The 26,868-nt window shown below is 38.4% G+C and carries 27 protein-coding genes; 11 read left to right on the top strand and 16 right to left on the bottom strand.

Going from position 1 to position 26,868, the window contains the following annotated elements:
- The first annotated feature begins 70 nt into the window (after positions 1–70).
- The 6 genes from A8B79_RS13505 to A8B79_RS13480 all read left to right on the top strand — a co-directional run bounded on the left by A8B79_RS13505 (position 71) and on the right by A8B79_RS13480 (position 5,405).
- Positions 71–1,291, top strand: a complete 1,221-nt coding sequence (locus tag A8B79_RS13505; RefSeq protein ID WP_201118613.1) for a DegT/DnrJ/EryC1/StrS family aminotransferase — start codon at positions 71–73, stop codon at positions 1,289–1,291.
- Positions 1,288–1,806 carry an exosortase X gene (xrtX, locus tag A8B79_RS13500; RefSeq protein WP_066223676.1) on the top strand — a complete coding sequence of 173 codons (519 nt, stop codon included), beginning with the start codon at positions 1,288–1,290 and terminating at the stop codon, positions 1,804–1,806. The genes A8B79_RS13505 and xrtX overlap by 4 nt, the downstream gene beginning before the upstream one ends.
- Positions 1,778–2,260, top strand: a complete 483-nt coding sequence (locus A8B79_RS13495; RefSeq protein WP_153038442.1) for a hypothetical protein — start codon at positions 1,778–1,780, stop codon at positions 2,258–2,260. Before xrtX ends, A8B79_RS13495 begins: the two co-directional genes overlap by 29 nt.
- Positions 2,257–3,543 carry a glycerate kinase type-2 family protein gene (locus tag A8B79_RS13490; protein WP_066223673.1) on the top strand — a complete coding sequence of 429 codons (1,287 nt, stop codon included), beginning with the start codon at positions 2,257–2,259 and terminating at the stop codon, positions 3,541–3,543. Before A8B79_RS13495 ends, A8B79_RS13490 begins: the two co-directional genes overlap by 4 nt.
- Before the next feature lie 86 nt (positions 3,544–3,629).
- Complete coding sequence (locus A8B79_RS13485) at positions 3,630–4,649, top strand: VWA domain-containing protein (RefSeq protein ID WP_066223671.1); 1,020 nt, start codon at positions 3,630–3,632, stop codon at positions 4,647–4,649.
- On the top strand, positions 4,650–5,405 hold the full coding sequence (locus A8B79_RS13480) for an HAD-IIB family hydrolase (protein ID WP_066223669.1): 756 nt from the start codon (positions 4,650–4,652) through the stop codon (positions 5,403–5,405).
- A 103-nt stretch (positions 5,406–5,508) separates the two neighbouring features.
- On the opposite strand, the gene A8B79_RS13475 is transcribed toward A8B79_RS13480, so the two are convergent.
- From A8B79_RS13475 to A8B79_RS13450, 6 genes are all read right to left on the bottom strand, one after another.
- Positions 5,509–8,886: a DUF4175 family protein gene (locus A8B79_RS13475; protein WP_153038441.1), complete on the bottom strand. Its 3,378-nt coding sequence runs from the start codon at positions 8,884–8,886 to the stop codon at positions 5,509–5,511.
- A 68-nt stretch (positions 8,887–8,954) separates the two neighbouring features.
- Entirely contained in the window at positions 8,955–9,830 is an 876-nt protein-coding gene (locus A8B79_RS13470; RefSeq protein WP_066223662.1) for an MBL fold metallo-hydrolase, read from the bottom strand.
- Between the two features lie 169 nt (positions 9,831–9,999).
- A complete protein-coding gene (gene coaBC / locus A8B79_RS13465) occupies positions 10,000–11,190 on the bottom strand; it encodes a bifunctional phosphopantothenoylcysteine decarboxylase/phosphopantothenate--cysteine ligase CoaBC (RefSeq protein WP_066223660.1) in 1,191 nt (396 codons plus the stop codon).
- Between the two features lie 2 nt (positions 11,191–11,192).
- Positions 11,193–11,486, bottom strand: a complete 294-nt coding sequence (locus A8B79_RS13460) for a DNA-directed RNA polymerase subunit omega (protein WP_066223659.1) — start codon at positions 11,484–11,486, stop codon at positions 11,193–11,195.
- Between the two features lie 5 nt (positions 11,487–11,491).
- Positions 11,492–12,061 (bottom strand): guanylate kinase, encoded by a 570-nt coding sequence (gene gmk / locus A8B79_RS13455; protein ID WP_066223657.1) that lies wholly within the window; start codon positions 12,059–12,061, stop codon positions 11,492–11,494.
- Between the two features lie 60 nt (positions 12,062–12,121).
- On the bottom strand, positions 12,122–12,991 hold the full coding sequence (locus tag A8B79_RS13450; RefSeq protein ID WP_235603736.1) for a YicC/YloC family endoribonuclease: 870 nt from the start codon (positions 12,989–12,991) through the stop codon (positions 12,122–12,124).
- A gap of 129 nt (positions 12,992–13,120) precedes the next feature.
- Between A8B79_RS13450 and A8B79_RS13445 the strand changes: the two genes are divergently transcribed.
- The 4 genes from A8B79_RS13445 (at position 13,121) to A8B79_RS15980 (ending at position 16,091) form a co-directional block, all read left to right on the top strand.
- Entirely contained in the window at positions 13,121–14,965 is a 1,845-nt protein-coding gene (locus A8B79_RS13445; RefSeq protein ID WP_066223653.1) for a carbamoyltransferase family protein, read from the top strand.
- A gap of 117 nt (positions 14,966–15,082) precedes the next feature.
- Positions 15,083–15,232, top strand: a complete 150-nt coding sequence (locus A8B79_RS16240; protein WP_201118611.1) for a DUF5989 family protein — start codon at positions 15,083–15,085, stop codon at positions 15,230–15,232.
- A 13-nt stretch (positions 15,233–15,245) separates the two neighbouring features.
- Positions 15,246–15,683, top strand: coding sequence for a hypothetical protein (locus A8B79_RS13440; protein WP_066223651.1), 438 nt, complete (start codon positions 15,246–15,248; stop codon positions 15,681–15,683).
- Between the two features lie 18 nt (positions 15,684–15,701).
- Positions 15,702–16,091: an SxtJ family membrane protein gene (locus A8B79_RS15980; protein WP_082894189.1), complete on the top strand. Its 390-nt coding sequence runs from the start codon at positions 15,702–15,704 to the stop codon at positions 16,089–16,091.
- Positions 16,092–16,146: 55 nt separating this feature from the next.
- On the opposite strand, the gene A8B79_RS13430 is transcribed toward A8B79_RS15980, so the two are convergent.
- The 8 genes from A8B79_RS13430 to A8B79_RS13395 form a co-directional block, all read right to left on the bottom strand.
- Positions 16,147–16,944 carry an MBL fold metallo-hydrolase gene (locus A8B79_RS13430; RefSeq protein WP_076782613.1) on the bottom strand — a complete coding sequence of 266 codons (798 nt, stop codon included), beginning with the start codon at positions 16,942–16,944 and terminating at the stop codon, positions 16,147–16,149.
- A 7-nt stretch (positions 16,945–16,951) separates the two neighbouring features.
- Entirely contained in the window at positions 16,952–17,395 is a 444-nt protein-coding gene (locus tag A8B79_RS13425; protein WP_066223646.1) for a DinB family protein, read from the bottom strand.
- A gap of 7 nt (positions 17,396–17,402) precedes the next feature.
- Positions 17,403–17,756 (bottom strand): hypothetical protein, encoded by a 354-nt coding sequence (locus A8B79_RS13420; protein ID WP_235603735.1) that lies wholly within the window; start codon positions 17,754–17,756, stop codon positions 17,403–17,405.
- Between the two features lie 19 nt (positions 17,757–17,775).
- Positions 17,776–18,231, bottom strand: a complete 456-nt coding sequence (msrB, locus tag A8B79_RS13415) for a peptide-methionine (R)-S-oxide reductase MsrB (RefSeq protein WP_066223642.1) — start codon at positions 18,229–18,231, stop codon at positions 17,776–17,778.
- A gap of 656 nt (positions 18,232–18,887) precedes the next feature.
- Complete coding sequence (locus A8B79_RS13410) at positions 18,888–19,766, bottom strand: N-acetylmuramoyl-L-alanine amidase-like domain-containing protein (RefSeq protein ID WP_066223640.1); 879 nt, start codon at positions 19,764–19,766, stop codon at positions 18,888–18,890.
- Between the two features lie 25 nt (positions 19,767–19,791).
- Positions 19,792–21,138, bottom strand: coding sequence for a phosphoglucosamine mutase (gene glmM, locus A8B79_RS13405; protein WP_066223638.1), 1,347 nt, complete (start codon positions 21,136–21,138; stop codon positions 19,792–19,794).
- Between the two features lie 4 nt (positions 21,139–21,142).
- On the bottom strand, positions 21,143–23,152 hold the full coding sequence (locus A8B79_RS13400) for an SGNH/GDSL hydrolase family protein (RefSeq protein WP_066223636.1): 2,010 nt from the start codon (positions 23,150–23,152) through the stop codon (positions 21,143–21,145).
- A 3-nt stretch (positions 23,153–23,155) separates the two neighbouring features.
- Complete coding sequence (locus A8B79_RS13395; RefSeq protein WP_066223635.1) at positions 23,156–23,701, bottom strand: cob(I)yrinic acid a,c-diamide adenosyltransferase; 546 nt, start codon at positions 23,699–23,701, stop codon at positions 23,156–23,158.
- A gap of 125 nt (positions 23,702–23,826) precedes the next feature.
- Between A8B79_RS13395 and A8B79_RS13390 the strand changes: the two genes are divergently transcribed.
- Positions 23,827–24,582: a hypothetical protein gene (locus tag A8B79_RS13390; RefSeq protein ID WP_066223633.1), complete on the top strand. Its 756-nt coding sequence runs from the start codon at positions 23,827–23,829 to the stop codon at positions 24,580–24,582.
- A 202-nt stretch (positions 24,583–24,784) separates the two neighbouring features.
- On the opposite strand, the gene A8B79_RS13385 is transcribed toward A8B79_RS13390, so the two are convergent.
- The gene (locus A8B79_RS13385) at positions 24,785–25,768 is read right to left on the bottom strand and encodes a radical SAM protein (protein WP_082894188.1); all 984 of its coding nucleotides are present in this window, start codon (positions 25,766–25,768) and stop codon (positions 24,785–24,787) included.
- A complete protein-coding gene (locus A8B79_RS13380; protein ID WP_235603733.1) occupies positions 25,759–26,814 on the bottom strand; it encodes a methyltransferase domain-containing protein in 1,056 nt (351 codons plus the stop codon). Before A8B79_RS13380 ends, A8B79_RS13385 begins: the two co-directional genes overlap by 10 nt.
- Positions 26,815–26,868 lie beyond the last annotated feature (54 nt).

Below are 26,868 nucleotides of genomic sequence, written 5' to 3'. Positions count from 1 at the left end.
AAGGTAAGTTTACTTTTTCAAGACTAAATTCATTTTTTACCTTCCACTTTATAAAAAATAAATATTTCTGATGATACCATTACTGGATTTACAAGCTCAATACCGATCTATTAAAAAAGAAGTGGATGATAGCATTCATAAGGTCTTGGATTCTCAATATTTCATAATGGGGGAATCAGTAAAGGATTTTGAGAAAGAAGTTAATCGGTATACAAAAGCTAACCATTCATTAGGCTGTGCCTCGGGTTCAGATGCGTTGCTTTTGGCATTGATGGCAATAGATATAGAGCCCGGCGATTATGTTATTACTTCTCCATTTACTTTTTTTGCAACTGCAGGAGCAATATCTAGATTAGGTGCAATTCCGATCTTTATAGATATAGAACATCACAGTTTTAACATTGATCCTGAAAAGATCCGTGAGTTTTTGGAAGGTGAAAGTGATCTGGCTAAAAAGCTTCAGATTCCGATCGAAAAGATAAAAGCAATTATTCCGGTTCATTTATATGGACAAATGGCTGATATGGATCCGATCATGGAAATCGCCAAAGAATATGACCTTTTTGTTATTGAAGATGCTGCTCAATCTATAGGCTCAAAATGTAAAGGAAAAGATGCAGGAACCATTGGAGATTTTGGATGCTTTAGTTTTTTCCCAAGTAAAAACCTCGGTGCCTATGGCGATGGAGGCTTGATTACTGTTAAAAACGATGCATTAGCTGAAAAGACTAATATTCTAAGGCTACATGGAGCAAAACCAAAGTACCACCATAAATACGTTGGTATAAACAGCAGGTTAGATGCTATTCAAGCGGCTGTTCTCAGCGTTAAATTGAAATATCTGAATGAGTGGTCGCAGAGACGAAACGAAATTGCTCATTTATATAATTCTTTATTTCAAGAATCAGGTTTGGTTTCAGAATATGAGGGTTGTTCTGAATGCGAATCACATTCGAGTTGTGAATTTCCTGACGGGAAAATAGTTTTACCTAAAGAAACTACAGGAGCCCCTGAAGAAAACGGATTTCATATTTATCATCAGTATACAGTACGGGTAAAGAATCGAGATGGTCTTTCAGAGTTTTTGGATTCGGAAAAGATTGGAAACGCTGTATACTATCCTGTTCCGCTTCATATACAAGAATGTTTTTCTGATCTTGGATATGCTGCTGAAGATTGTCCTAATGCTGTATGTGCAAGCAGAACTGCAATTTCTTTGCCTATATTTCCTGAGTTAGCTGATGAACAGGTAAAAGAAGTGGCACGAAAAATTTCACAATTTATGTCATGAATATTTCACTGAAATCTCCTCTCACAAAATTTATTCTTAAGGCATTAGGATTTTTTGTAGTCTGGTATATAGTATATGAGCTTTGGTTGCTTCCGGACGGTAGCCTTGATGAATGGATCTCGCATAACATCATTTCTAATAGTAATGGGATTGTACAATGGCTGGGATATGAAACCTTTGCTTATAACCGAATCATAGGGATCTACGGAAACTCAGGTATTGAGGTGGTTGATGGATGTAATGGTATTGCAGCAATGGGACTTTTTCTCGGTTTCATTCTTGCTTATCCGGGTTCATGGAAAAATAGATTAAGCTTCTCAATTATAGGGATTTGTGCAATCTATATTATTAATTTAGTCAGAATAGTAATACTCACTATTACTCAGGCAGAGTGGCCGGCATTTTTTGATTTTACACATGATTATTCCACAACAACGATTTTTTATATCTCTATTTTTCTGTTATGGATGGTTTGGGTGAATTTTAATGAGTTACCTAAAACTCAATCAGCTTAATGTGTTGAAGCGCTTATTATTAATAATTTTATTCGTAGGCTTTTACTTTATGGGACTCCGTCCGATTAGATCAAATGTTGCTGATCTGATAAAAAGTAAGATCGAAGTTTCAGGAGTGGATCAGTTTCAACAAAGCTCAGTAGGAATTACTACAGTTTACAGTGACGGCGATTTTTCAAAGAAGTTTGTGTTTAAGGTGCCTTTTGGGATGTTCTTCCTTTTTAGCTCTGTTTGCCTTATATGGTTACAGGCAAGATGGGAGGATTTTGGCATACTTATTCTCATTCAAATCGGATTTTGGTTAATAGCTTTTTTGAGCTTTATACCGGGAAGTAACGGAAATCTTTTTTTTCTGGAGATTATGGATTTCCTAACCAGATATTTATCACCTCTGGGTAGTCTCGGAATACCAATTTATATAATGTATCGTCGAAAAAACGAAGACTCAGAATGAAGGAAACACTAGAAAAACAATACAATGTGCTTTTACAAATTCCGGAATTGGTTGTTTCTGAAGACGGCAAGAAAGTGCCTTTTGAAATTGAAGACAGTATCCATGGTAAAATATATCTGGTTGCCGTAGGAAAAGGTTCTTTGAAGATGGCTTCTCAAATTGTTGAGAAATATGGCGATCAACTATATGACGGAATAGTTGTATCGGATGATCATGAGGGTTTTATTTCTAATAAAATTCAGATTTTTGGTGGTTCTCATCCCATACCGGATTCAAACACCGTAGCCGCTTCTTATGAGGTATTGGATTTTGTACGTAGAATACCTGCCGGTAATACATTGATTTTTTGCATTTCAGGAGGAACATCTTCGATGCTGACAATTCCCCCATTTGGAATCGAAATTGATGAAATTAAAGTACTATATGATCTGCTTCTTAAATCAGGCGCTTCTATCCATGAGATGAATATTGTTCGTAAACATGTTTGTGATTTGAAAGGAGGAAAGCTTTCAGAAGAGATAGAGCATATCAATCTGATATCTTTGATAGAATCTGATGTTCCCGGAGATGATATAAGTACAATAGGAAGTGGTCCCACAGTTGCGGATCCTTCAACTTTTGTAGAGGCTGTTCAAATTTTAAAGAATTTAGAGATTTGGGACAGTGTTCCGGTTTCAATTCAGGAGCATTTGATCTGCGGGGTCGAGGGATATATTCCCGAAACTCCTAAACCTGATGAGTTTGAACCATTAAATCATAAAGCTCAGCTATTATCTAGTTCTGACACATTAAAGAAGAGGTTAGCTAAATATTTAGAAGGACAAGGATATAATGTCTGGGTCCGAAAAGAAGCGTATTCAGGCTCTGTTCAACAAGTGTCAAAAGAAATTTGTGGAAAAGCTATATCTATATTGAGTGGTAATAACGAGATGAAAAAACCATCAGCTTTAGTTTATCAAGGAGAAAGTACTGTACAAGTTAAAGGCAATGGAAAGGGTGGGCGAAATCAGGAGTTGGCTTTGATGGTTGCATTATCGATTGAAGGACAGCATTCAATCTCATTATTAAGTATGGATACAGATGGAATAGATGGTACAACTGATGTCGCCGGAGCAATTGTAAATTCAAATACGACCTTATTGGCCAGAAAGAATAAAGTTGAACCGGAGAAGCTTTTGTCAGATAACAATTCATATGAATTTCATAAAAAATCGGAAACGCATTTACGAACAGGACCAACTGGAATTAATCTTATGGATTTGCAGATAGTTCTAATAAATTAAGAATTCAAAATTGAGAATTATAAATTTTGAATTCTTAATTCACATGTGTCGAGTCTGTTTCCTATTTTTCATTAAATAAAAAAATCATGATCTGGCAGTCCCCATTATTACTTTGGTTACTAATCCTCATTCCGGTGTTGATTGCAGGAGTGTGGTTAAGAACTAAAGCCCTCAAGAAAAAGAGAGAGAGAATCTTTAACGAACAACTTTTCGCTAAGCTAAGGAAAGGTTTCTGGAAACCAGGTGATGTACTAAAAAGCGTTTTTGTTATTGCCGGATTGTCCTTTCTTTTACTCGCAATGGCCGGCCCAAAAATTGGTACTGAAGTTCGGGAAGTTAAAAGGCAGGGCGTTGATATGTTGATTGCGCTAGATCTTTCTGCGAGCATGAATGCAGAAGATGTTCGACCGAGCAGATTAGAAAAAGCTAAGTTCGAGATCAACAGACTTATTGAAAGGTTGAAAGGAGACCGGGTTGGTTTAATAGTTTTTACAGGGGAAGCATATCTTCAAAGCCCGATGACTTTAGATTATTCAGCGCTTAAGCTTTTTCTCGATATTGCTGACACGGATCAAATGCCAAGCTCTGCAACTGATTTTAAAGCAGCAATGGAAACTGCAATAACTGCATTTGAATCACTGGAAGAAAATGAAACTGAAGCTGCTAAAGTACTTTTGATAATTTCTGATGGGGAAGATCACGGGCAATCTTATGATGCACCTCTGCAAGACTTGATCGATAAGAATATTTATGTATACACATTAGGCATAGGAACGGATGAGGGTACTACAATCCCTCTTTACGAAGAAAATTCTTCAAACTTGATTGGATATAAGAGAGACAGATCCGGTAAAGTAGTAACTACTTCATTACAAAGTGATGAACTCAGACAAATAGCGAGCAGAGGGAACGGTACCTATTACGCAATTGAAAGAGGAAATGACGGAATTGACGCTTTTCTTGCTCGGGTAGATGAACTTGAAAAGGGAGAATTCTCAAGTCAGGAATACGCTGACTATAAAAACCAATATCAATGGATGGGGGCATTAGCATTGTTGTGCTTTACATTTGCTTACCTTGTTCCGGCTTATCGAAAAGAAAAATAGATGATCAAACTTTTTATTACGGATTTGGACGGATGCATAAGTATGCCTTTCATTCCTCCAAAGTGGGAAATAATTACCGAACTAAAAGAGCTTAACGAGCTAAGTAAAACTGATGAAACGGTTCCGCCTTTAACAATTTGTACCGGTCGACCGATGCCGTATGCAGAAGCAGTTTATCAATGGATGGGTATGTATAAACCTTTTTTGTTTGAAAGTGGGGGAGGCGTTTACGACATGGCTAACAATACGCTGCACTGGCACCCAACTTTCGATATAGACAGAGAGCGTGAATTGGGAGAGTTAAAAGCTCATCTCAAAACAAATTTCATTGAGAAATATCCCAATACGATACCGGAGTTTGCTAAACACACCGATTCGGGAATTATAAATCAAACACCGGCAGTTATTCATAAGATGTATCCCGAGATCAGGAAATATGTGGATGCCAATTATCCGAATTTTGAAGTACACTACACAGACGTTTCCATTAATGTGATCTCAAAAAGCACAAATAAAGGAGAAGGGATCAAGTTTCTTTGTGAGCTTCTTGATCTGGAGTTAAACGAAGTTGCCTTTATTGGAGATACAGGAGGTGACAGGCCGGGATTAGAAATAGTAGGGAAACCATTTGCTCCTAATAATGCAATGGAATCAGCTAAAGAAGTTTCTGATGTAATGAATGGGGAAGATGCTGATGCTGTTCTGGAGGCTTATAAAAAAGTGATTGAATATAATCGGTCACTGAGTGAAAACTGAAACGTAAAAAGGCAAAAGTGAAAAGCGTTTGTTAATAAAAATACAAACCTGATTCGTTCATCTTTTCTCTTTTTACTTCTCCCTTTTTACTATTCACGTTTAATCAACTTTGTCTTTCCTGAAGCTGTTTCAACAACTCAAAATAACGCTCTATCAATTTCTGATAATCCGGTGAATATTTTGTAAAGTTAGGGTCATTAAGTCTTGAAAGGATTTGTTTTTCCAGTTCTTCAAGAGTGATGTTCGATGGAGTTACTCTGTCAAAGCCTTTAGATTGATTTCCTTCTCTTTTTTGCTCTTCTTCATTTCGTTCCTGCATCGATTTTTCCGCATCAAGCATTCTGGTAAGAATGTTTTGTTGTCTCTCGATCAAGGTTGGATCTACTGCTCCTCCGCGAAGATCATTTATTGTGTCCTCCATTTCTTCGATCATTCTCTGAATCTCACTTCCGGCACGATCGCCTTCTAAGCCACCACTCTCACGTAGTTCCTGAAGTTGCTTTCTTATTCTGTTCTGTTGCTTTGCAAGCTGATTTAAACGCTCCATTTGATCATTTGAAAGTCGTTCCCCCTGCATATCATTGATCATCTGTTGAAGTTGTTCATTCAACTGTTGTTGATTCCCTTTCATTTCGCCAAGCTGTTCTATCATTTGCTGAATAGATTGAGGGCTACCACTTCCACCTTTGCCTCCGCCTTGGTTATTCTGAAGTTGTTCCAAAAGATTAGCGATCATAAATGCGATCTCGTTAATTCCACCAAATGCTTGACGCGAAGCAACCGAGGAATTTCTTTGGTCTCGTTCAGCCATCTGTGTCAGGGAACGATCCAGCTGCTTCTTAAGCTCAATGGTTTTTGAATTAATTTGATTAGAAAACTGAGGAATAGATTTTGAAAGATTAAATAGTGTATCAGACAGAGCCCCAAATATTTGTTCTACATTTTTTTGATCCCGAGCCAACTCTATATAAGCTAAACTTCTATCCTCGGTTTGTTGTGAAAGATAAACCAAGTCCTCTTGTTCAGTTGAAAGGGTTAATAATGAATGCAAGACATACTGAAGTCCAGCAACATTAATTTGATCTTGTTGCTGCCCCATCGCTTTCATTTGCTCGCGGGTTTTCGCAGCTAATTCCTGATAAGGCTGCTGGAGATTGGGTTGCTGGTTTTGAGGTTGTTGAGATTCATTGTTTTCGTCCCCCGATCCTTGCTCCTGATTTTGGTTCTCCTCCAGCCAGTTTTCAATTTCTTTTTTGATGCGGTTTTCTAATTCTTCCTGAGTTTCCTTTTGAAATTCAGAAACAGGTTTCTCTGTTTTCTCAGAAGTGTTCTCGGATAGGTTCTCAATGGATTCTCTAAGCTTTTCGATCTGCTTCAGATCTTCTTTTCTTTTGTTTTCAGCTTCTTCGTCTGATGGAGGATTTTCTGATAGCTCTTGTTCTTGTCTGGCTTGGTCTTCAAATGACTTGGCGAGTTTTTCCATATCAGACATAAGCTTCAGTTGCTTAAACAATTCGATTGTTCGCTCCAGTCTCTTTTTGAAATCTTCCTCACTGAATTGTACATCTTCCATGGCACGACGTAGTTGCTCAGGATTAAGTTGCTGCATATTTTCTTTGAGCTTTTCTAAAGCCTCACGCAAACCCGGATCATCAATTTCTTCCATGAGTTTTTTAAGCTCATCGTAGGCTTTTTGTGTTTCTTCACTCAGTAAGTTATTCTCACTAAGCTCATTTTTGATCTCTTCAAACTTTTCGTTGAGTTCGTCTATTTTTTTCTGAACTTCTTCCTGTTTCTTTGAAGCCTCTTCAACTTGTCTCTGATTTTCATAATTTACTTCGGGGTTGTCCTTCAGGCTTTCTTCAAAATCGTCATAAGCCTCACTCATTTCCTCAAAAGATTCTGATATCGACTCCAGATCGGTGTCAACTTCATCTTCCTTTTCATCCAGAGATTCAAAATAATCCACTAAAGAAGGAACTGTTAAAGTGATCTCTTGTGAACGAGATGTTTTTCGACCATTGTAACCATCATTATCAGAAGCTTCTATCCAAAAAGTTAATTCGTCTAGAGGAGAAAGTTTCAGTTCGGAAATATCCCACTCATATCGCTGAAGAACTCCATTTACCGGACGATCTAGGCGGATGGAGCCGTTCCGAGGATCGTCGACATAAGCTTTTTTGAGTTCATACTTAAGTTGACCTCGAGTAATATTAAAATCGTCTGTAGCTTTGTAAGTTAGGGGTAGATTCTTAGGCTGTACCATTTCGAAAGAAGCAGAGGGTTCTACTAATTCTATGATTGGGTACTCATCAATAATTGGTTCAATGATAAACTGAAACTGGTTTTTGTTTTGTAGTCCGCTTTTATCTTTAAGGAGGAAGGAAATGGTATCAGGCTCAGTTACTAAAAATCCCGCATAAAATTGTTGACGGTCAATGGAATTGCTGTCTATTGAATTCGAACTTGAAATGATTTCCCATTGATCAATTTCTTTATTCAAAGAGCCGTTCAGACTTATCGAAGATCCCTGATAAGCTCTTATCAGAGAAAAGGGGTAAGACTGAGATGTTGAGTCCAGGCGAGTATAATCCGGCGGAATTGTAGTGGAGATCAGTTCAGAAAACCGGGGGCGCAATTGAACAAAAGCTTCATAAGTTTCAGATCTGAATCCATCCATTTCAATATAATATTCCAGATCGTTATTCAGATTAAAAGGGATTGAAGCGAATCCGGATGCCATGGGATCCATGTTCAAAGACCTGAAGTCTTCCTCAACCGATGTTTTAACAAAAAGATTTACATTTTCGGGGGTTTGATTATCACCGAAATTGATACTCGCTGAAAATGGTGAACCTTGTTCCAGAGTTACATCACCGGGGGTAACGGTAAAAGTGTAGGGATTTGGTTTTTCAAAAGCTTTCCAAAGGTAAACACTTCTTTGGGCTCCATCAGGAAATGTAAAGGCCGTTACTATGAAAAAGAGAAGCACTACTCCGGAAATCTTGATAGAATTTCTGAAAAAACGGGTTTGAGATTGAGAATCGGAATAAGAAACGAGGCGTTCTTTAAACTGCTGATAATCAATTGAAGAAAGATTCTTTTCGATAGCGGCTTGAACAAGAGCTGAATCAGCTAGCTCGTCTTTCTCCAGATCCAGATAATAATTGATCTCTTCCAGCTGCTGACTGTGAGCAAATTTTTTGTAGAATGTATGAAACGGATCAGGCTTGTTTTGGGAGCGTAACCACAAGTACAGCCCGATTGCTGAAGCAAGTGCCAGCAATACAGTTACGGATTTTACAGCCGGGCTCAGAAAACTAAATTGTTCGATTGCGATAAGTAACAATACCACACTAAAAAGAGCAGAAAGTCCGGCCAGAATTTTTGAAATGAAAAAACGACGTTCCAAGTCATCAAAGGCTTGATGAAGCTCTTTTTTTATTTGTTCTGACTTTGATTTTTGATGGTCTTCTCGCATACCCATAAGAAAAGGAAATCCTGCTTAATATGTTCTAAAAAACCGTAAATGAGAAGCTTTATTGCAGCTTATACTTCATTTAACAAAAGTGATTCGGCTACAGAATATCTTCCGTTATCTGAACTGAGTTTGATGATCTCTTTATAATAGTCGTGTTCCAGATATAAATGGAAGTCTTCGCGAACTGCACGTTCCAGAAAACCCTCTTTTTCTTTAAGAGTTTCAGCCGGATACATATCATATCCCATTACCCACGGAAGCGGTACATGGACATGAGTGGGAAGAAGATCAGCAACAAAACAGATCTTTTTCCCATCTCCTTCAATGAGTGGAAGCTGTTGGCCAAGTGTATGTCCGTTTACTATAATTGCTGATAAACCTTCTTCATAGATATAATCTTCATCTACAAGATTCAGATTATCAGTCTCTTTTAGCGGGTTTATATTTTCAGGAAGAAAGCTGGCTTTTTCACGGGCATTAGGATTAGTGGCTGTTTCCCAATGAGATTTTGTTACATGATATTCAGCATTGGGGAAAGTGTATTGTTGATTTCCGTCTTCATCATAGTATGAAGTCCCACCACAATGATCGAAATGTAAATGAGTAAAGATCACGTCGGTCACATCTTCGAAATTAAAACCATGTTCTGCAAAGGATTTTTCCATGGTATGTTTGCTGAAATCCACCTGATAGATCTTCATGAGCTTTTCATTGAACTTTGTTCCAAGTCCATTATCAATCAAATAAAGTTTATCTGTAGCTTTTGATTTGATCAATAAACAACGCATGGTCATTTGAATACGATTTTTCTCATCGGCTTCAATTCCTCGTGACCATAACGTCTTAGGAACAACGCCAAACATAGCACCGCCATCTAGTTTGAAGTCACCGGTTTCGATGGTGTACAACTCAAAATTTCCCAGCGTGGTTTTGGATAAGCTCATAGATCAGTATTTTTTATTGTTGTGATAAAGTCATTCCTGTGGAGGCAGGAATCTAAATTGTGTTTTAAAACTCTATTTCTATAAATGATCGAAATCCAGATTTCAGGCATTCGCCGTGAAATGACCTTTAAATATTACAATTTTTACTTTTTATTTCGAATAACGAAACTCATTTTCGGAATATCTTTCCAAGTATCAGTTCAGCAACTTCCTGTTTGGTTCCACTAAATTCAGTTTCAGAATCTTTGCTGATCAAGTGCACGTGATTGGTATCAACTTCAAAACCAGCACCTTCAGTACTTATAGAATTTGCGATGATCCAGTCTGCATTTTTCTTACTAAGCTTTTTCGCAGCATTTTTGATCAGATCTTCTGTTTCCATTGCAAACCCGATCAAAACCTGATCTGATTTCTTGTTTTCACCAAGCCATGCCAGAATATCTGTAGTCTTTGAAAGCTCAATAGAACTTGAACCGCTTTCCTTCTTCACTTTGTGTGAATATGTTTTTGAAGGAGTGAAATCTGATACAGCAGCTGCCATTATAATTACATCAGCATCAGCATGGGTTTTAACAGTTTCAAATAATTCGGCAGCACTTGTAATGGAAGTTGTGTGGATGCCTTCAGGTTTTGGAACGGAAACAGGTCCATGAACAAGTTTGACCTCAGCGCCTAATCTTTTTGCAGCTTCGGCCATTGCAAACCCCATTTTGCCGGAGCTTGGATTTGAAATAAAGCGAACAGGGTCAATAAACTCTCTGGTGGGTCCTGCGGTGACCACAACTTTTTTTCCCTTTAAAGGTCCTTCGATGGATCCAATAATTTCTGAAGCTTTATCCAGAATGTCTTCGAATTCCGGAAGCCTGCCCTTTCCTTCCAGACCACTAGCCAAAAATCCGGATGCCGGCTCTAGTACATGATATCCGAATTCCTGAACTTTTTTTAGATTTTCAGTTACAGTCGGAGACTCATACATCTCTCCATCCATCGTAGGACATATCAAAATAGGCGAGCGAGCTGCAAGAACTGTACTCGTAAGCATATTATCTGAAATTCCAGAAGCTATTTTGGAAAGAGTGTTTGCTGTACAAGGAGCGATCACAAATAGATCGGCCCATTCTCCCCAGTTAATATGACGGGTCCAATCAGTTGATTGAGTGTCGTCGGGGAAAATTTCAACGGCAACTTCATGTTGAGAAAGGGAAGCAAAAGTTTCTAAACCAACAAAGCGAGTGGCTGAGGGAGTCATAGTGACTCGTACTTCAGCACCCGCTTTTTGAAATTCTCTTAGTAAAAAGACAGCTTTATAAGCTGCTATTCCTCCGGTGACACCGAGAACAATGCGCTTTCCGGAGAGCATTTTTATTCCTCTACTTCAGGACGACGGAAATAAGTTTTACCGGCTTCCATTTCAGTAATAGATCGTTGTACTGCATGAGGAAGTTTTTCAAAAGACTTTGAAATTTGCTCTTGTTCTTCATTGAATGAAAACTCGTCTTCGTCTTCAAAACCTTCGAAATATTGTAGCTTTTCATCAAGCTCTAATTTTTCATTTGCGGCAATCTGACGAGCTCTTTTAGACATGATCACAAGTAACTCATATTTGTTACCGGTTGTCTTTTTCAGCTCTTCGATGTCAAGTGTGCGAATTGGCATATTTTCTAATTTGAATTCATGAATTCGAGAACAGCTTGCTTTATTTGAGAGTAAGCAGTCTCTAGATCATCATTAATAATAACCCGATCAAATCGATCGGCATATGTAAGTTCTTCTTTTGCACGTTCAAGTCGTAAGGCAAGAGTTTCTTCATTTTCAGTGCCTCTGGCTATTAAACGCTGCTTTAAGACTTCGAGTGAAGGTGGTTGAACAAAAATGCTCAAGCACTCATCGCCGTATATTTCATTGATATTTACGGCTCCCTTTACTTCGATGTCAAGCAAAACAAAATAGCCTAATTTCAGGCTTTTATCAACTTCTGATTGCAAAGTACCATATCTCTTTCCGCCATAGAATTCTTCCCATTCCAGGAAGTCATTCTCATCAATTCGGGCTTGGAATTCTTCATCAGATAAAAAATGATAATGTATACCATTTTCTTCGCCTTCACGGGGTGGCCTGGTAGTAGCAGAAACAGAAAACTTCAGATCGTCAAAATCTTTGAAGAGTCTTTTTGCAAGCGTGGTTTTTCCGGCTCCACTGGGAGCAACAAGAATTATAACTTTACCTTTCATATTAGTACCGAGTATTTAGTATTGAGAAAAGCGTCTCAATACTAAATACTAAAATCTAGTTTATTCAACGTTTTGTACTTGTTCTCTGATCTGCTCCAGCGTTTCTTTAGAACGAACTACGTGATGCGCAATTTCAGAGTCATTTGCTTTAGAACCAATTGTGTTCAATTCACGGTTCATTTCCTGAGTTAAGAAATTCAGTCTTCTTCCTGCAGGTTCAGCTTGTTCAATTGCTTCAATAAAGAACTTTAAATGGGCACGCATTCTCACAATTTCTTCGGTGATATCCATTTTATCTGCAATAACAGCAACTTCTGTTTCAAGGCGTTCTTTATCAAAATTTTCGTCGTCGAATAATTGTTGAATTCGCTCACGAAGCTTATTTCTGATTTCCTCAACTCTGCCGTTAGTTACTTTCTCAATATCTTTAAGATTGGCTTCGATATTTTCAATTCGCTCAATAAGATCATTTTTTAACTGATTGCCTTCCTGCGTTCTCATTGCAATCAGATTTTCCACGGCGCTGTTCAAAGCTTTTAAAGCAACAGACCATTTTTTTTCAAGGATCTCTTCATCATCTTCCTGAGTTATAAAAACATCTCCAAAACCGGTAATATTTCTGACGTTCAGACTGCCTTCAATTCCCGCCGCTTCCTGGACTTCTCGCAAAATACGAGCATAAGCTTTTACTTTAACTTCATCTACTTTGATGTGTGGCTCACCGGAGTCAGACTCAGTGACGTGAACATTAATATTCAGTTTTCCACGACTGATGGTTTTCTGAACTAATTCTTTCAAAATAAGTTCTTTGTCTTGAAGTCGTTGTGGAAGCCGTATAGAAAGATCTAAATATCGGCTGTTTAAGGATTTGATTTCAACAGTAGCGGTAATGCCATTTTCAGTAGCCTCGCCCCGTCCAAATCCGGTCATAGAAATAATCATATATGAATCGCAGATGAATTTTTAAGAAAAACAAAGGTACAAAAGTAACAGACGGGAAGAAACTACTTGGCAAGTATTCCACGATTCGTATCTTCTTGCAATAATTTTACTTTTCGGATGAATATTCTAGGAATTTCTGCTTTTTATCATGACTCTGCCGCTTGTTTGATACAGGATGGAAAAATTGTAGCTGCGGCTCAGGAAGAGCGATTTACACGAAATAAGCACGATGCTTCCTTTCCGGAAAATGCGGTCAAATATTGTTTGGAACACTCCGGATTAAGCATCGATGAAATGGATGCCATCGCTTTCTATGACAAGCCTTTTCTTAAGTTCGAGCGACTTCTTGAAACATATCTGTCATTTGCACCAAAAGGAGTTCGGTCATTTGTAACAGCTATTCCTGTTTGGTTGAAAGAAAAGATGTTCCTGAAAAAATTGATCTATGATTCTTTAAAAGAAATTGAAGAATACGACAAAGAAGATGTTACTCTGTTATTTCCGGAGCATCATTTGAGTCATGCAGCCAGTGCATTTTATCCTTCAAAATTTGATGAAGCAGCCATTCTTACTATTGATGGAGTTGGAGAATGGGCAACGGCTTCTATCTGTCACGGAAAAGGAAATGAGATAAAAATTCTTCGCGAATTGAAATTTCCGCATTCTTTGGGATTGCTGTATTCAGCGTTCACATACTACTTAGGTTTTAAAGTAAATTCAGGTGAGTATAAATTGATGGGTTTGGCTCCTTATGGAAATCCCGAATCGGAATTGCTTCAGGATTACATCACTAAAATTAAATCTGAATTGGTAGATATCCGAGAAGATGGTTCGATTTGGTTGAACCAAAAGTATTTTGATTACGCCACCGGATTGCGAATGGTGAAGGATAAAAAATGGGAGGAGTTATTTGGCTTTCCCCGCCGGGAAGATGAAGCAGAACTGGAGCAACACGAAGCAGATCTGGCTTTAGCAATTCAAATGGTGACTGAAGAAGTTGTAATTTTGATGGCGAAAGAGGCTAAGAAATTAACCGGAGCCAATGCTATTTGTTTGGCGGGTGGTGTGGCACTTAATTGTGTTGCTAACGGAAAACTTCAGAACGAAGGAATTTTCGATGAAGTGTATATACAACCGGCGGCAGGAGATGCCGGAGGAGCGGTTGGAGCGGCGCTTGCTGCACAATACATATATTTCAAAGACGAAAGAGTTCCGGAAACTCCGGATTCAATGCAGGGAGCGTATTTAGGTCCTGATTTTCATAAAATTGATGTAGAAAGATCTTTACGAAAGTTTAAACCCGTATTTAATGAGATATCAGGTTCCGAACTTTATGAAAAGGTTGCAGAGATCCTTGATAATGGAAATGTGGTTGGATGGTTTTACGGAAGAATGGAATTCGGTCCAAGGGCATTAGGTGGTAGAAGTATTATTGCCGATCCGAGACGAGTTGACATGCAAAAAAAGCTGAATCTGAAGATAAAATACAGGGAGTCGTTCAGGCCTTTTGCACCATCAGTTCTTGCGGAACATGCGGCTGATTATTTCGAGTTGGATTCCGATTCTCCATATATGTTGCTGGTTCAATCCATAAAAGAGGAATTGAAAAAAGATTTGCCGAAAGATTATAACCAGTTGCCACTAAGGGAAAAACTTGCAGTACAAAGATCTGATTATCCAGCGATCACACACATTGATTTTTCTGCCCGTATACAGACCATTCATAAAGAGACGAATCCGGAATATTGGAATTTAATAGATGCTTTCAGAGAACGAACTGGATGCGCAATGGTGGTAAATACCAGTTTCAATGTCCGGGGCGAACCAATTGTGTGTACACCTGAAGATGCGTACCGTTGTTTTATGAATACAGAGATGGATTATTTGGTAATTGGTGAGTATGTTTTTGCAAAAGAAGATCAGCCTGAATGGACTGATAAAATAGAATTCGATAAAGATTGAATTATATCATTCTCCCTTTAGGTCATTGCGGACTTGATCCGCAATCTGGATCTTTATGTTGAATGAGATCCAGGGTCAAGCCCGGGATGACTATTAACAATGTAGTTTTTGAAGAACATGGATTTACTTAAAGACTTATGGCTGTTTATGAAGGAGCGGAAGAAATTCTGGTTGGCTCCTGTTATCATAGTGCTCTTATTACTCGGATTTTTAATTGTGATCGGTGGCGGATCTTCAATCGCTCCGTTTATTTATACTTTATTTTAGGATATCAACCAGAATGGAAGTTAAGCTAGGTTTAGGCCTTGAAGAAATAGAGTTCGGTATGAAATTACCTCAGGTTGAAGTTTTATTAGGTAATTTTGATGAGCAACTAATCGATGAAGATGACAGCAATAAACTGATTTATGTGTTCAACGAGAAAAAAATAAGTCTCTCATTTTACAAAGATACAGAAAACCGATTAGGCTATATAGAAACTTCGAATCCGAGCATAGCATTTGGTGGAATTCAAATTTTCGACAAGAATATAGATTTCGTAAAAAAAGAGGTTTTTGGGAAAAGAATTGAGAGCTGGGAATCAGACAAATTGTTTTCTTTTACGTCGCATTTTAATGAGGAATATTGGATTTCATTACATTCGGAATACGAAAAAGTAACAAAATTAGAGCTAGGTGTTCCATTTTTGGATAATGGAAAAGACTATAAATGGCCTTAACTATTACAATCTAAAACTATGCTCCCCAAAAGAGATCTTAATTTTATAAAGACCGATCCTGAAACGCCCAAAACGCAATTGGTGATCGTTACGGGATTGTTGGTTATAGCAGCCATTTTTCAGGACGAGACCTTTGCCTATATCGCGTTGATCATCGGTGTATTATCCATTGCGATAAAACCGATTGGAGATCGCATTGTTTGGGGGTGGTATAAACTGGCTGAGTTGCTGAGCAAAGTGATGAATCCATTGATTCTCGGGCTTCTTTATTTTCTTTTTATTACTCCGATCGCACTTCTGTTTCGTTTATTCGGAAATGATCCGTTAAGACTCAAAGACAATAAAGGGAGTCTCTATGAGATTCGGGATCATACTTTTAAAAAGGAAGATCTGGTTAATCCTTGGTAGGCCTTCGCCAACTTGTTGGCGGAATTAAGAATTAAAAATTAAGAATGTTAAATTCTTAATTTTGGATCTCAACTTTCTGATTTAATGTGATTAAAAAAGTGGTTTTGGGATAAGTAGTTTTTATTGTTTTGATATAATCTTCATAACCGGTGGGTGGGAGATGGGTTGCTACAATATGCTTTGGGTTTATCCAAGTTCTTAGTTGTATTATTTTTTGGTGATTTAATAACATCCAATAAGGGAAAATGGCAACATCTATATTCTCTTTTTGTAGATTTAGCTCGGTAAATGCTTCTTCAAACCAATTGGAATCTCCAACATGTAAGATCTTTTTTCCTTCCATTTCTATGAGATATCCAACATTTTGCACGTTACCGTGACGGTTAGGATTAACATGATTCATATAAAAGCCTGTTACTGAAATATCTCCGATTCGAACAGTTTGTTTCTGATAAGTTTTAGTTTCGATAGTAATGATTCGGTCATTGTTATTCGAACCGGCTTCTTCAACAAGGTCCGTGGATTGCTTGCTTCCGAAAAACAGTACTTGGGTATTTTTATCTAAGAAAGTGCTTACCTGTTCACCATCAAGATGGTCGCCATGATAATGTGTGACAGCTATCGCTATGATCGGGGGAAAGTCACCTAAGGAATTTGTAAGAGTATCTACCAGACTTTGCGGAGGGAAGAGGTAATATTCCTTGTTGTATTCCGTATGCAAGCCATCAATCAAAACAGAAGATTCTTCTCCTGAAATAAGAACGCCCATATTGCCAATGTACCGGATTTCAAGTTGGGCACTAACATTCAGTGAAAAAAGGAGAAGCGAAAATATGATTGTTAGCTTCTTCATTCAGAGTCTATTTATCCAACAATCTTCGATGATAATTGATCTGCCCTAAGTGGTAGCTGAAATGACTGTATAAATGAATCAGGAAATAATCTGTACTCATTTCAAAGCCGAAGGGTTGAAGAGGATAGGTTTTTGAGAAGTCTTCAGGGGTAAGATTATCCAGTGTTTCACGAACGGTCTTTCTGGAATCTCTGATCCTGTTGATCAATTCATCACGATCGACTTTACCGTTGAACTCAAATTCACGATCGCGGATGTAACCACTGTTATTGAGAATTGCTCCCAAAAAATGAGCCAGATTACCGGCTAAGTGCAGACCTAAATTACCGGCGCTGTTATTAATTCCGGGTTCTTTGATCCAGAGATTTTCTTCAGTGGAGTATGCAAAGATCTCAGATTCTAACGTTTCAAAATCACGTGCAAATAATTGAGTGAGCGTTTCAGTGTTCATTTCTAGATTATTTATTACAAATTATTGATAAGAACTGATCTTTATTTTTGAATTTAACTATTACAACCCCATTATAATTTTTACTCGAGTAGTGATTAATCTCATCATAGGAGTTTTTTATAACAATGATCTCTTCTATGAAAGAAGGCTCTATCGAGTAAAAAATACTATCTGTCTTGGCTTCAACTAGTAAGCTGTCTCCTCCAGTCAATTCATGTAATTTAAACTTGTCAGATTTTAAATCAATTTCAGTACTACTCCCAATTTGATTACTATTCATTTGGAAAATGATTAAGATATCATTCTGATTAGAATGCGAGCTATTTATAATTTGTGCTGCTAATAATTCTGGGGCTATCATCAAAACGAAAAGAATAACCCTATACATTTTCTTCCTCTACTTTTTTAAGACTTACTGCATTAGCGCAATACCGAAGTCCGCTAGGTTCCGGGCCATCGGGGAATATGTGACCTACATGAGAATCACAGACGTTACATGTTACTTCTACACGGATCATTCCGTGTGAATCGTCTTTGTGGTAAGCTATTGCATTTTCTTTAATCGGTTGATTGAATGAAGGCCAACCTGAACCGCTTTCAAATTTTGTATTGGCATCAAAAAGGAGAGTGTCACAGCATACACAGGCATAAATACCGGGCTCAAATTTACTACAAACGTCACTTGAATAAGGTCGTTCCGTTCCTTTTAAACGGGTAACAGCAAACTGTTCGTTGGTGAGCTCTTTTTTCCATTCTTCATCGCTTTTCTCTACTCTGCGGTCCGGTTCAGGATTGCCGTTTCGTGCGTAGTTGAGAACATCCAGCCACTTGATCATAAACTGTGTTTTTATTTTAAGAACGGTGTTTATTGGTAGAAAGTAAACAGGGAGATGTTGGGGGCTATTATTTTCGCAAGTTACAGTACTTCAGAAAAAGCTCCAACTACTCCGACCTTTAGGATTATTGGCGAAACAAGAACGCAATGAAATCGACGGATCCTAAGGAGCAATCATTACACTTCTGGCTGATTTTTGAATATGCATCATTAGAACGAAGACCTTTTGTAATGATTAGTCGATGCAATGGAGTTCTCGCCAATAATTCTTGTCGGGAGCTTTTGGTACTGGAGCCTGTGCTGAGGAAGCTCAGTATCGGCACAAAAGTACATCGAATAAAGAAGTAGATACTTTTTCTCAGGCTTAGCCTAGCACAAGGGTACCTACTTTTGTCTTGATACAAAAGTAGCAAAAGATCAAGCCGAAGTATTTAAGACGGGTTCACTGATCCTACGCTGAATAATCCTAAAGGTCTTCGTTCATTCTGAGAAAATAATGATACTCTTCACCTGAAAGGATTATTCCTGCTTCGCAGACGCATCCGGATCATGCTCTCTTCTCCGTCTTAAATACTAAGGGCGAAAGTTTCATCTTACTATTAAAATGAAACCTATCAACGAATTACTACATTATTGGGTTTGTAAAATGATAAATAATCAAATCTCAACAGGGCGGGCGATCATGATCCCTGTATTCTTGGACTCAGGTTTCAGAAATGAAGAAATGGGTTCGTCTGATATTTCAACTTTAAGTTTAGACTGAGATGCATGTAGCAGATGTAATTTTCCGTCTTGCTCAACCAAAACTCCTACATGAGCGACATCAAGTCCGTTAATACTTGTGGTAAGCCCGATAATGTCTCCCTCTTTTAGAAGATGTTCGTATTCAGCAATATTTTCTTTCGGAATAAAGAAATAGCTTTTTTCATTGATCTCTTTTTCCTGTTGCTCGATCACAGAAACATAATCCGGATTATTTTTCAGATGCTTATAGCTGTCCGGGTTATTACTCATGAAACTCACTTTGTTCGGAAATGGATTACCAAAACTATCAGCTGGAGTAGTTACCAAGTCATTTTCTTTGTTGTTATAGATCCAGTCACTGAAGTAATGCAATCTGGATGGATATTCATCTCTTTTTCCGTCTCTGTATCTGATCTTTTCGATCTCTTTAGCAAATTGTTCAAATGACTGGTTTTCAGATTTGATGGTTCTAGCTAAAGCCAGAAGGTTTTCAGCATAAGTAGTACAATCTAATTCCCGAAGATTCACGATTAGCTTTTCTTCATCATTTACTTCCAGCGTATGAGCGACATATTCCTGCCCAAGAAAATACTTGCCGAGCTCAGGGATAAGAGTGGCGATAGGTTTGTCAGATTCATCTTTGTACTTACTAAGAATATCAGCAAAGATCTCGGCATCTTTTTCAGTGTAACTGATTTCAGTAGTGGGCGATGAAGTTTCATTTTTCTGATTTTGGGCACAGGCTTGAATCAGGAAAAAAATGCTGAATAAAAAGAGAAACTGCTTTTTCATAATTGAATGATATTAAAATTAAAGATCAGAATAAATTTTTGACCTTCTGAGCAAAGGCTTTTGCTTCTTCAGGCGATTTTCCTTCCGTATAAATTCTGATAATAGGCTCAGTGTTCGATTTTCTTAAATGAACCCAACCTTCTTCAAAATCTATTTTCACTCCGTCGACCGTATTAGGGTTCAGATCAGCATAATGATCTTTTACCAGTTCAAGAACTTCATCCGCTTCTTTTCCAAGCTCGTCTAGTTGGATCTTACTTTTGCTCATAAAATAGTCGGGGTAAGAAGCCCGAAGCTCTGATGAACTAACTTTCTTTTCAGCTAAATGTTGCAGAACACAAGCTATTCCCACCAATGCATCCCGTCCGTAATGCAGATCCGGAACGATGATTCCACCGCTTCCTTCCCCGCCAACAACAGCGTCCATTTCCTGCATTTTCTTAACCACATTGATCTCTCCAACTGCAGATCGATGACATTTTCCGCCGTGCTTTTCCGTGATATCATCAGCAACTCTGGAAGAGGATAAATTGGTAGCTGAGTCTCCTGATTTCTTCCCAAGAATAAAGTCGAATACTGTTGCTTGTGTGTATTCTTCTCCGAATAAAATTCCTGTGTTATCTACTAAAGCAAGACGATCAGCATCCGGATCGGTAACCACTCCAATGTCAGCATTTGAGCTTTTTACCAGATCACAAATTTCTGTCAGGTGCTCAGGAAGTGGTTCAGGGTTGTGTGGAAATAGTCCGTTGGGAGTGCAGTGAATAGTATGAACCGTTTCAACTCCAAGTTTTTCCAGAAGCAGAGGAACTCCTACAGATCCGGCTCCATTTACGGCATCAACCGCAACAGATAGTTTTGCTGCGCGAATGATCTCAGGATCGATGTAATCCAGTTTCAGAATTTCTTCAATATGATACTCAAGCAGATCATTGTCTTCTGAAATGCTTCCGATCTCATCATACATTTTATAATTGAATTTCCCTGAATCTGAAATGGAGATCATTTCTTTTCCTTCAGAAGCTGTCATAAACTCACTGGTTCCGTTCAGCAACTTTAAGGCATTCCATTGAGCCGGATTATGGCTGGCAGAAATTATAATTCCTCCATCAGCATTATGACGTAAAACACCCATTGCGACCGTTGGTGTTGGCACGATCCCAACTTTGATCACATCACAACCAACACTTGCCAGCGTTGAAGCCACGATGTCTTCACAAATTTGTCCGGTTACACGCGAGTCTCGCCCGAGAACAACCGTTCCACCTTTTAGCCATGTTCCGTAAGCCGCCGTAAATCGGGCTAAATTTTCAGGGGTAAGGTCCGTTCCAAAAACGCCCCGAATCCCGGAGACAGATATCATTAATGCCATTGTATTATTTTCTTGATTGAATAATTTGTTCTAATTGGATCATCCAGCCACGTAATCCCGGAAAATTGGGACTCAATTGCTGAACTTTTTGTGCTGTTTCCATTGCTTTTTCAAATTGCTGATCCGTTCCATATGCACCGGATAAATTAAATAAAGCCTGTGGATCTCTCGGATTTATGGCTACGGATTCTTCTAAAAGTTGAATTGCCGTTTTTGCATTACCTCTGTTCAGTTCTATTGCACCCAGCATTTTGGTAATGAAAGGTTCTTGTGTATTGATGGAATAAGCATTTCGTAACAATGGTTCTGCTTTATCAAATTCATTGCGATCTAAATGAAGTCGTGCAGCAAATACATAAGGTGAATCATTCCATGGTTGATTTCTTATCAGTCCGTAATATTCTACAAGTGCAAGATCAATTTGTCCTGAACTCTCGTAATAATTGGCAACTTCCACTTTAGCTCTATCCCAACCCAGATTTTCATGAACCGAAGCATAAGCTAAGCTGTCTACATAATCAGTGAAAGAATACGAAAGTTGGTATGGAGTTGGCTTTGGGCCCTGAACAAAAGGAAAACCCTGCTTTAATGTAGAAATTCGGTGCCACTGAACTCGATGATCAAAATAAGTGAGATGCATTTTATTGAAATATTTTTCCCAATCTTCTTTTTGGATCTCACTTCTTGTTATTCCTCTTTTTTCCAGATCATTCAAAATAACTTTAGAAAAAGTTTTTCCGATCAAAAAGTAACCTTCCTGATTGGGATGAAGATGCTCCAGCATCAGATCAAAGCCAATTAAACCTTCATCAGAGTTTTCTTCAAAAGCTTCGTGAACGGGAACGTATGCTGTAAGAGTATTTTTGTCAGCTTGATCTTTTATGATCTCGTTTATTTCAGAAGGTGCTCTGAATTTTAGTCCATCCAGATCTTTGGCAAGATTGAACTTTTCGTTTGCAGTGCCAAAGTCATCAATTTCCAGAGCATTTTGAGCTTCCCGGTAAGTGGCAAGAGCGGATGGTTGCTCTCCATCTGTTATATCAACAAACGGCTCCTGATCTTTAACGTTGCTGGCAACACTGCCTATAAAAACCGGGATTCCTTCTTCTTCAAAAGTCTCTATAATGGTTGAAATATTACTTTCAAACTGGATCATGGCGAGTTCATATTTCGGGCTGTCTAATTCAATAGACCGTGAATCAACGATTCTCTCCATCAATGTTCCATTTTCCAAAATCTTTTTATCCGAAAAGGTAGAAGCGAACCATTTACCCGTATCCACAATAATAGTTCTGAGAAACAGAAAGGTTTTGAATCGCTGAAGTTTTAGATAGAATCGAACAAATCCGGGAAAAGCACCAAGATTTTCATTAGAACCAACTCCAAGTGCTCCGTAAAACTCATTATGTCCGGCATAGATCATAACAGCATCCGGTTTATGCTCGATGATCTCATCCAATTGGTCGTACAAGGTATAAGTGTTGATCGCCGAAATACCCACGTTCACGACTTCCACATTTTTGTCTGGCAGGGCATCTTGTAAAACATCATCTACCACACGAGAAAATGTACCGTTAAATCCATAAGGATATCCGGCTGCTGTTGAGCCACCCATAGCAAAAACCCTGTAGCTGTCTTTTGGTTTTTCAGCTAAGAAAACATCTATAGAAGGACTGGGAATTACATTTGTGTAGAAGAAATATCTGGATGCAAAATTCGGATTTGGAATGCGATATTCATCCGTAGGAATATTCGGATCGATGAACAGATCGGTATTTCCTAAATAATTAGTACTTCTCAGAATCAATTCAAGGACCAAAAAGAACAAAAAAGGAATGGAAATGGTGATTCCGTAAAACAGCACTTTCTTTTTTAGCGGAAGTGGTTCTTTGAGCTCATCCAGATACGTTTGTACTTCCGTTTCCTCGAGATTCAGGTCCGAAGCTATTTTCTTGGCACTTTTCTTTTTGCTGTGCTTTTTTATGTAAGACTTCTGCTTGTTACTTAGAGCCATAGATCAGGAATTTGGCAACCACTTTGTTTCTTCATTTCCGGATTGTTTGTTCTCAAATCTTGCAAGGACAAACAGGAAATCAGAAAGGCGGTTCAGATATTTTATAGCTTCTTCAGAGATCTCATCTTCTTTTGAACATTCTACTGCTAATCGTTCAGCTCTTCGGCAAACAGTTCTGCCGACATGAAGATTTGCACCGGCCGGAGAACCTCCAGGAAGAATGAAGCTCGTCAAAGGCTCAAGATGCTCCTCAAGTTCATCAATAGCTTGCTCCAGAAAAGTGATCTCAGATTCCTGAATACGATCGATCTTTATCTTTTTTGATGGCGGAGTTGCAAGATCAGAACCCAATACAAAAAGCTGCTTCTGAATTTCATCCAAAAGTTCTTTTGAGCGAGCATGAATCCCGTGTGATAACGATACTCCGAGTACGGAATTCAATTCATCCACTGTTCCATATGCTTCAATTCGCAACGAGCTTTTGGAAACTCTTTGTCCGCCAAACAAAGAGGTGTCGCCTGCATCGCCTTTTTTCGTATATATCTTCATAAATAATCTTTTGCTGAAAATAGCTCTTTAAACATAAACATTCTGATTCAGCTTTAATAGATTTTGATGGTTCTTAATTAATGAGATTGCTACCATTCAGGGAAGAAATTTTAGCACATATATACATGAGAAAAATACTCCTTTTAGTTCTGTTTGTTTTTATCCCGATTATTAATGCTTTTGGCTTTCAATCTGATGAGGTTGAATCCGGAGTGGATGTGCTTTCAAAGATGTACGATGAATATAAAGGAAAGTGGTACACCAACTTTACATTTACTCAAGAGACGATCTTCTATGGACAAAACGATGAAGTAGTAAGAACCCAAATGTGGTACGAAGCTATGAGTCTTCCGGGAAAACTTGCTATTAAGTTCGATGATAAAACATCAAATAATGGTATTCTCTTTAATGACGGAGTTCAGTACGGATTTGTGAACGGAGAGAAGATTCAGGAATTCCCGAGAGTGCACGATCTGCTTGTTTTGGGCTTTGATGTATATCATCAATCGGTAGACAGCACAGCTAACCAACTTACAAGAATTGGCTACGACCTTGAAAAAGTGTACATGGATGAATGGCAGGGCAGAGGCGTTTATGTAATCGGAGTGGATGAAGCTGATTCAACAAAACCTCAGTTCTGGATCGACGCTGAACACTTAGTTTTTGTGCGAAATATCACGGTTGGAAGAGCAAATACTCTTCAGGAAGTTCAATTCAACAACTATGAAAAATTGGGAGGAGGTTGGGTTGCTCCTGAAGTGATCTTTAAAGCCAACGGAATGCTCGGTTTAGTAGAAAAATACACTGAAATGGAAATCCCTGATTCGCTTGATCCTGATATCTTTGATCCCGAAAAATTTGTAGAGGTGGCGTGGGAGTGATTTCTAAGTTGTTCATCCTGAGAATACCTCCGAAGGATCTGCACAATCAGCTAATAAGGATGGATGCTGTAATTCGGATGTGAACAGGATTAGTGCCTTAAATAAGCAAATACTTTATCCAATCGAACTAAAGTCCTCTCTGGTAAACTTGATATAATTATAACTCGTAATGAATTAGGTTTACAAACAGGGAATTTAATTATCAAGCCGAACAACTGGCCCCGCCCAATACACAAAATTGAGCGCAGTAAGGATGATTCAGATATACCTTTTGGAAAGATTCCTTCAGCGTGGTTCCAAGCTCAAACTGCTCATCATAAGCGATTAACGTACATGGAAGCACAACCGGAATATCCGTTCCTTTTCGTTTTACCACCATGCGTTCTGATGCACACATTTGATCTGCAGCTTTAACATTCAAAATATCCCAGCAATCAGTAGTGATCTCAGGAACATCCTGATCGGTAGTCATTTCAGGAAAGATCACAATGTTTTCTCCGCCTATAACCGTGATGCCAACTTCATATTCATCCAAAATAGATTGGTAGCCTTGTAAAGCTTCATCTCTGGATTCATTTTCTAAAGAACGTCCTGCTACTGCAAGATTAAAACCCATTTTTGAAAGGGTGTTCATCGTAGTAAGCGTTCTATTGAAAGTCTTTGGACCTCTTTCTCGCTCATGAACAGATTCCGTGTGGTGATCTAAAGAAATACGAAGCGTTAATTTTCCGGGATGCTTTTTATTCAGTATATCCAGTTCATCGAAATGTTTGTCAATAGCACGGTAGGCATTTGTTAATACCAAAACGTTAAATCCTCGCTCTAAACATAAATCCAGGATTGGAACCATGTCTTTATTCAGAAATGGTTCACCACCGGTGAATGAGATCTGCTTTGTGCTCAGTTCAAGATCACGAATTTCATCCAGATAGGTTTTTACTTCATCCGTAGTGATGTATAATAACTCATCGTTGGTTGGAGAAGATTCGATATAACAGTTTTTGCACTGAAGGTTACATCGGGTTCCCGTATTGAACCAAAGCGTATCCAGATTGGTCAACTCTACGTAAGCGCGATCGTCACCTTTGCCCGTAGTTGTTGGTTCTCTGAATTTCCCTTTGTCGTGAAAATTCTGTTTTATTTCCTGTTCTTTAAGAGATTTCGTTTTCAAATCTTTTAGCAGCATGGAGCAGCCTCGTCTGAATTAGTATTTTCTGTGTTGAAGGGGGCACTTCCACCACAACCTTCAAAAATTCCGTAATGGGTGGAAAAGTCACCCCAAAAATCAAAGTGTTCTTTAAATCGTGTATCGTGAAGCATCATATATGTATTTCCGCAAACCGTTTTAATGCGGCCGGCTTCAAATAAGTGATGATCATCCAGTTCAAAAGCATCTTTGTTATGATCGATGGTTCCTTTATAGCGTACTGCCTGACCATAATCTTCACAATCACTTTCCAATTTTGGTAATTTCATTAAGCGATAGGTAACGGAGTAGAAATTGATATTTCCTACCTTTTCCATAAGCTCTTCATCTTCGATGGTGATTCTGTTCGAACTCACTGTCCGCGGATCCAAAAAACCAACATCCTTTGAAATGGTTAAAAAGTCGTTCCAATAAAGAGCGCCACTCAAACATTCTCCGTATAAAACAGGGTCATCAACAAGATCCTGAGGAATTCTTCGATCTGAATACACATCACTGAAATAGATTTCTCCGCCTTCTTTCAAAAGGTCATAAGCGCCCTGAAGAACTGCTTTTTTATCTGTTGCCAGATTTATTACACAGTTAGAAATGATCAGATCAAGCGATTCTTTTTCTATATCAAGTTTTCCGAGTTCTTCGATATTTCCTTTCTGGAACTCAACATTAGCAAACCCGAACTTTTCTGCATGAAAATCTTTGTGAGCATCCGCTACTTTTAACTGCTCATCAGTCATATCAACGCCAATAACGTGACCTTCTTTGCCGACCAATTTGCTGGCTACATAACAATCTCTTCCGGAACCCGAACCTAAATCTAAAACTCTCAAACCTTCAAGATTTGTAGGAATAGTAAGACCGCATCCATAATACTTAGACATGGTTTCATCATGAAGCTGACTTAGAATATCCTTGATATGCCTCGGGTATTCTATATCTGTACAGCAGGCATTGGTTTTCAGGTCGTCAGATGTTTGCAGAGTTTCCCCATAATAGGATGAAACCTGGTCGTGAATATTATTTTTCATAGTTAGATATTTGATTGTCTGATCTTCCGAATAAATTCCGAGCAAGATACTTAA

The organism is Balneola sp. EhC07 (assembly GCF_001650905.1).
Taxonomy (GTDB): domain Bacteria; phylum Bacteroidota; class Rhodothermia; order Balneolales; family Balneolaceae; genus Balneola.
Note: the sequence above shows the minus strand (reverse complement) of the source record. Positions and strands in the feature narration are given on the sequence as shown.